Source organism: Shewanella sp. 10N.286.45.A1, from assembly GCF_041470405.1.
Taxonomy (GTDB): domain Bacteria; phylum Pseudomonadota; class Gammaproteobacteria; order Enterobacterales; family Shewanellaceae; genus Shewanella.
This window is the reverse complement of record NZ_JBFRMK010000345.1, coordinates 1-5,776: the sequence shown is the minus strand read 5'-3', so window position 1 is coordinate 5,776 and position 5,776 is coordinate 1. Positions and strand designations below refer to the sequence as shown.

The 5,776-nt window shown below is 44.2% G+C and carries 4 protein-coding genes; 1 reads left to right on the top strand and 3 read right to left on the bottom strand.

Translation table 11 applies throughout. The features are described from left to right. Positions 1-448 precede the first annotated feature (448 nt). Positions 449-3,328, top strand: coding sequence for a DUF3857 domain-containing transglutaminase family protein (locus AB4238_RS20890; protein ID WP_372035385.1), 2,880 nt, complete (start codon positions 449-451; stop codon positions 3,326-3,328). Between the two features lie 144 nt (positions 3,329-3,472). Here AB4238_RS20890 and AB4238_RS20885 read toward each other — a convergent pair whose 3' ends face one another. The 3 genes from AB4238_RS20885 to AB4238_RS20875 all read right to left on the bottom strand — a co-directional run bounded on the left by AB4238_RS20885 (position 3,473) and on the right by AB4238_RS20875 (position 5,575). Beyond that, a complete protein-coding gene (locus AB4238_RS20885) occupies positions 3,473-4,099 on the bottom strand; it encodes a flavin reductase family protein (RefSeq protein ID WP_372035383.1) in 627 nt (208 codons plus the stop codon). Between the two features lie 136 nt (positions 4,100-4,235). Next, complete coding sequence (locus tag AB4238_RS20880) at positions 4,236-5,267, bottom strand: HlyD family secretion protein (RefSeq protein ID WP_372035382.1); 1,032 nt, start codon at positions 5,265-5,267, stop codon at positions 4,236-4,238. After that, positions 5,264-5,575 carry an Mg2+ and Co2+ transporter gene (locus tag AB4238_RS20875; protein ID WP_220739592.1) on the bottom strand — a complete coding sequence of 104 codons (312 nt, stop codon included), beginning with the start codon at positions 5,573-5,575 and terminating at the stop codon, positions 5,264-5,266. Before AB4238_RS20875 ends, AB4238_RS20880 begins: the two co-directional genes overlap by 4 nt. Positions 5,576-5,776: the final 201 nt, after the last annotated feature.

Below are 5,776 nucleotides of genomic sequence, written 5' to 3'. Positions count from 1 at the left end.
AAGAATAGAAGCATTGAATCGAACCCAAAGGGCCGCGTTTCTTGGCTATTTTTACTGTGTTGTAGACTATTTGTGGAGAATAACTAAACGGCATAGCCTCCGCCTTGTCAAAATAGCCAATAAACTGCGGCAAAAACAACCGTGAAAGATCAACAACCCCTAGTATCAGTTGGCTCCATAGAGGGAGCCTTACATCAATAATAAGAAACAAAGGACTGGCTCGATGTTTAATCGAATATGGCTTAAAGCAGTTGCAACTGCTGCACGATTATTTATCTTATCGATTGCTGCCTGCTATTTGCTCATCCATTTTTCAGTATGTTCCTTGGCCAATGCCAACAGTATTTGAGCTGTTACAGAGCGTCTATCGTTAGATGAAAACTGGTATAGCGGCACTTATCGCGAGCAGGGCGTAACCTATACATCGCAGCCAACGTGGGTGCAGTCAGTGCCTGTTAGCGAGCCAGAAAAAGAACCTACGGGTCAGCTTGCCGATGGTATTTTTCATTTATTGCTCGATAATCAATATCGGGTAAGCGAAGGTGGTGAACAGAGCAAGTTTAATCGCTATGTTATTAAAGCCGTTTCAGCTAAAGGCCTAGAGTACGTCTCGCAAATTAGTGTGAGTTACGACCCTAGCTATGAGCGGATCGCTTTTCACGGGATTAAGGTTATCCGAGATGGCGTAGAAATTGATAAAACCTTAGATAGTCAGTTCAGTTTAGACAAAAGCGACAGCGGTAACGACCTGCTTTACGATGGTTCGCTTAATGCGTTTTGGGCGGTTAATGATATTCGAATTGGTGATGTTGTTGAGTATAGCTTTACACGGTTTGGGCAGAACCCTGTATTTGCCAGTACTTTCACCGGCTCTAGAACGCTGCAGTGGCAAGTGCCGATCCATCAACAGTTTTTGAGAGTGCTTTGGGGGAAGTCTACTCCTTTGCATTTTAAGATGCACAATACTGAACAAAGCTTTACCGAGAGTCGTTTAGGTAGTGAAACGGACTATCAACTGCTAGTGGAGCAACAGCCCATTTTAACAGTGAGTAATGATGCTGCAGCTTGGTATGAGCCTTATGCCAAAGCCGAGTTTTCAGAGAGTAAAGATTGGCGGGCGGTGGTCGACTGGGCTCGGCCAATGTTTGAACGTCAACTTGATAATTCTGCAGCGTTGCAAAGCAAGATTAAGCAGATCACCGAGCAAACTGATGACTTAGATCAGCAAGTTATGCTTGCACTTAATTTCGTGCAACAAGATATCCGTTATCTGGGGATTGAGATAGGCAGTAATAGCCATTTCCCTGCGAAAGCCAGCGACACATTAGCTAAACGCTATGGTGATTGTAAAGATAAGTCGGTGCTGCTAATCGCGCTACTGAAAGGACTTGGTGTGGAAGCCTCTCCTGTTTTAGTCAATAGCCAAACAGGCGAAAGCCTAGCTAACAAGTTGCCGTCGGCAAAAAGCTTCAACCATGCCATTATTAAGGCCGAGATAAATAACAAGAGTTATTGGTTTGACCCGACATTGTTGTACCAGCAAGTGGCTTTAGATGCTGTTTATCAACCTAACTATGGTTATGCGTTGGTATTAGAACCTGGGGTTGATGCCCTAGAAAAAATGCCTGCTGAGCATAGTGGTAGCAAAATTGTTTTTGCAGAAGCTTATGACTTTTCAGATGGGGTGGCAAAGCCATCAATATTCACCTCTAAAGTGACCTATTCTGGTTATGAAGCACGCAGTAAAAGGGCGGCGATAGTGGATAGTGGAGTACAGGCTTTGTCTGAGCAATACGCTAAGTATTATGACAAAATCTTTAATGGACTCAGCATCAATACACCGCTGCAAGTGACCAGAGATAATACTCAAGGGACACTGACAATTAGTGAAGACTATTTGTTAAAGGCGCCTTGGACTGAGGGGGATGACGAGGGATTTACTATTTACCTGTATGAAACCCAATTGTCTCCTTATCTGTCTATTCCCGAAAGCTTAAGCCAAAGAGCGCTACCGTTAAGTTACCCATTGCAGATTGAAGGCGAAATTGTTGTTAATCTTCGTGATTCAAACTGGAGTTTTACTGATGAAACCACCAAGGAGGATAATCCTTTTTTTGAACTGGTTTATCAGGTTGCTTATAACAAGAAACAACATCAACTTACATTGTCATACGATTACCGCACTAAGGTAGATAGGGTTGAGGTCGAGCAGCTCGCTGACTATATTGCGGCACTGAAGAAAGTCGACTCTATAGATAGCTACGGTATTGTTGATTACCCTAAGGCAACCAGTGCAGCGGCAACCAGCGAGCCCATTGTAGCAGACACTTTGGAGTCAGTTAATCGCTGGGTTTTACTTGGCACTCTAATGCTATTTAGTATTGTGTATGCCTTGGTCAGTTTGACGATGGAAGCGAAAAGTAGCCATCAAAGCCAATTCTATCCAGTATCGCTAGTTAAGTTTTTCATTCTGTCAGTTTTTAGTCTTGGCTTGTATTCGGCCTATTGGAGCTATAAGAACTGGCAGTACATTAAATATGAGAAAGACAGGCCCGATATATGGCCTGTTGCGAGAGCTATTTTTTCACCGCTCTGGTATTACCCTTTGTATTTGTGGTTGGTCGTTGATCGTGACCAAAGAGAAAGTCAGCCATTCCTGATCCCTGCTTGGACGGCGGTTTTCCTGTTTGTAGGTTATCTGGGGTACAACTCCATGAGTTGGGAGAGCGATTGGGGTAACTGGGATTACCTTATTCCGTTCATTGTTTTCGCCCCGCTAGTCATGTACGTGAATAAGATAAATAAACTAAATACCGAGGCTTATTTAGCTAACTCGCAGTGGCATGCACGCAATTGGGTGTTTATGGTTTGTATGTCTCCATTACTGTTATATTCAGCAGGGCAAGACGTTGGCTTGATTGCGCAAGATGACATTATTACTGGTGAAGAACTGTGGTCGCACGATATCGATTTTATGCAGCAAAACAAGGTATTCACTGAAAACGAAATGCCAGTTTTATTTTATAGTGACGATTGGCTGAGCAATCGATCAGACGGCAACGGCTTCACGCCTGAGACTGTATTTTCCTATTGGGTTGAGAACGATGAGTTGCAAGTTGCCTCTAGTCCATTAAGCGCTGTAGAAGATATCGAAGTCGATTATGCTAACGCGAGTGAAGAGGCTGAGGTCGCTGAAGTCACCATTCATGTAGAAGATGGTGATGAATTTGTATTGTATGCCACTACCACAGACGAGAAAGATAAAGTCTTTGTTAAGCAGCTAATGCAACAGTGGCAAAGTCAAAGAGAGGGGAATACAGCCCTTTAGATTATCAGGGTCATTGATAGAGCCTCAAAAAAGCACATAGTGGCTGCTTTTTGAGGCTAGCTATTTTGTTAGAAAGGTCATTCCTAGTCATGTATTGCTAATACTTTGTAAAGCTTGTTGAGCCTGCAAGACTCATAAAAAATACTAAGGAGTCATCGGTCTCGACAGATCAAAACGATTGTCTTCTGAAATGCCGTAATAGGAAGTGGCTCCACCTGCTCGCAAAATTGGCGCGGCTTTAGTGGTTAGAAACTCTCCCTCTGCGCTTAACAACTGCTTATCGATATGCACGGCAACGACCTCGCCTAACACTAACCAACTATCTATTTTGTCACCATCTGCCCCTTGCAGTTGAATCAGTTGCGAAAGCTTACATTCAAAGTTAACTGGGCTTTGTGCAACGTAATCGGCTGCAACTATCGAAGCTGGTTTAGCAGTGAGACCTGCAAAATTGAATTCATCTTCATCGTTGGCTAATGCCACCGAACTCTGATTCATTTTTGCTGCCAAGCTTTTAGTTGCCAAGTTCCAAGTGAACACCTTAGTTGCAGCAATATTGGCAACACTGTCTTTCCAACCAATGCTGGCAAAGCCAATGATTGGCGGACGATAGTTGAAGCAGTTAAAGAAACTATAGGGTGCTAAATTTCGCTGACCTTGGGCGTTACGAGAGCCAATCCAGCCAATAGGGCGAGGCCCGATTATTGCGCTTAACGGATCATGGGGTAGACCATGGCCTTTGCTGGGCTCATAAAAATAGCGCTCATCCATATACCTTGTTCCCTTTCTGACATGCTAAAGCTAATGAGATGGTAGCTTTTCAACTTAAGGCTTGGTTGTCAATAAGGCTGGCTTTTAGAAATAGTATCACCCGCCAGCATTATGGCTAGCGGGCTTATGTATTGGCTTATAGTGGATTTAAGTATGCCTTAACGGCTTTTAGTCTGACGGTTGCAGCGCCAATGATATCGAGTACCCCTAATATTGAGTGAGGCTTCTCTGCACTGACCCAAGCGGAGCCCGTGGCGCCAATGGGTAGCATCGCCATGGTGTTGTCATCCACTTCAAGCACGACGGTTCTACCTACTGGCATTGAGCCAAGGTTGATATGGCGTGACACCATCTGCTCGCGAGGTAATAAATCGCCCTGAGCCTCGCCAGTAGCTTCTACCTTACTGTGCACACGAGCTCTAAAAATCTGTCCAGGATAGGCATCGATATAGAACTCAGAAAACTGCCCCGGTTGAATATAAGCGTAGGATTGATCTGGGATACGCATCTCGACAAACTTTTTGCCGGTATTCCACAGGTGCATAGAACCAACTCGAGTGCCATCAGCAATATAAACGTGAGTCACCATACCATCGAAAGGAGCTCTTACTTGTAGCCTATCTAGCTCAAAGTTTTGCTTACGTAGTTGTGCATACTGAACTTCTAGTTGAGCGGCTTGCACCTTCAAGTCGGCTTGGGTGATCTCAACTTTATCGGCAGCGTTTTCAAGATCGCGTTCGCTGACGTGCTCACCAAGTTCCGCTTTACGCAGGTAGTTCCGTTTCGCTTGGGCAAGTTTAACCTCAGTGGCTTCGACTGCACGTTCGATCTCTTGTATTTTTGCATTGATCTCATCAATCGCGCTGGCAACCTTATCATCAACCAAAGTGTAGATAAGTTCGCCTTTTTTTACGTGTTGATTGTGATCAACTGAAATTGATTGGATCTGTTGCCCAATGGCGGGTGAAAGCACGGCATGCGGCGCACGTACGGTTGTAGAGTCGGTGAGATCTGCAGGCGAATAAAAACGATGCGCCAAGAACAGAGTAGTGGCAATTAAACAGCCTACCAACACACTAATAAAGTAGTTACGCGGTCTTTTTTTGATCACATTGAATTTAAACAGTAACCAACAAATAAAAATATAGGGCAGCATTATCTCTTTCATGCGCGTGTCCCCCTAATCCACTGTTGTACCTTGTCCCAATCAGTGACAATTGCGATAACAGCTAAAACCCACAGCGGCTTCCAGAGCAGACCAAGCATACAGAGCCAAAATACCAGCTTTGCTTGCTGCATACCGCGCTCTTTGGCTAAGTATTTCGGTAGGGAGTGCAGGTGCCAAAGCTTAATGGCCACCCAGCAAAAAACACCGACGGTGACAGCGGTGATGACCCACATAAACGCAACGGAATTGAGTAATCCCATCGTGCCAGGCAAGTTGGTATAGATTAAGTCGGTATCATGGATTTTCATTAAACTCTCATAAGCCAATTGGCTGGGATCAAACGGGTTAGAAATTAGGTTGATCTTAACCTTGGTAAGCTGAATCAAGCTTGAACTGCTAAAGGCAAAAGTGTGACTAAGCGTCAGATTGTAAAACTGTTATATGAAGTCAGCTATCTATGGTGTTGAAAGCGTAAGTTGTGGTGGAGAGTCCTTATACCAATTGCATTA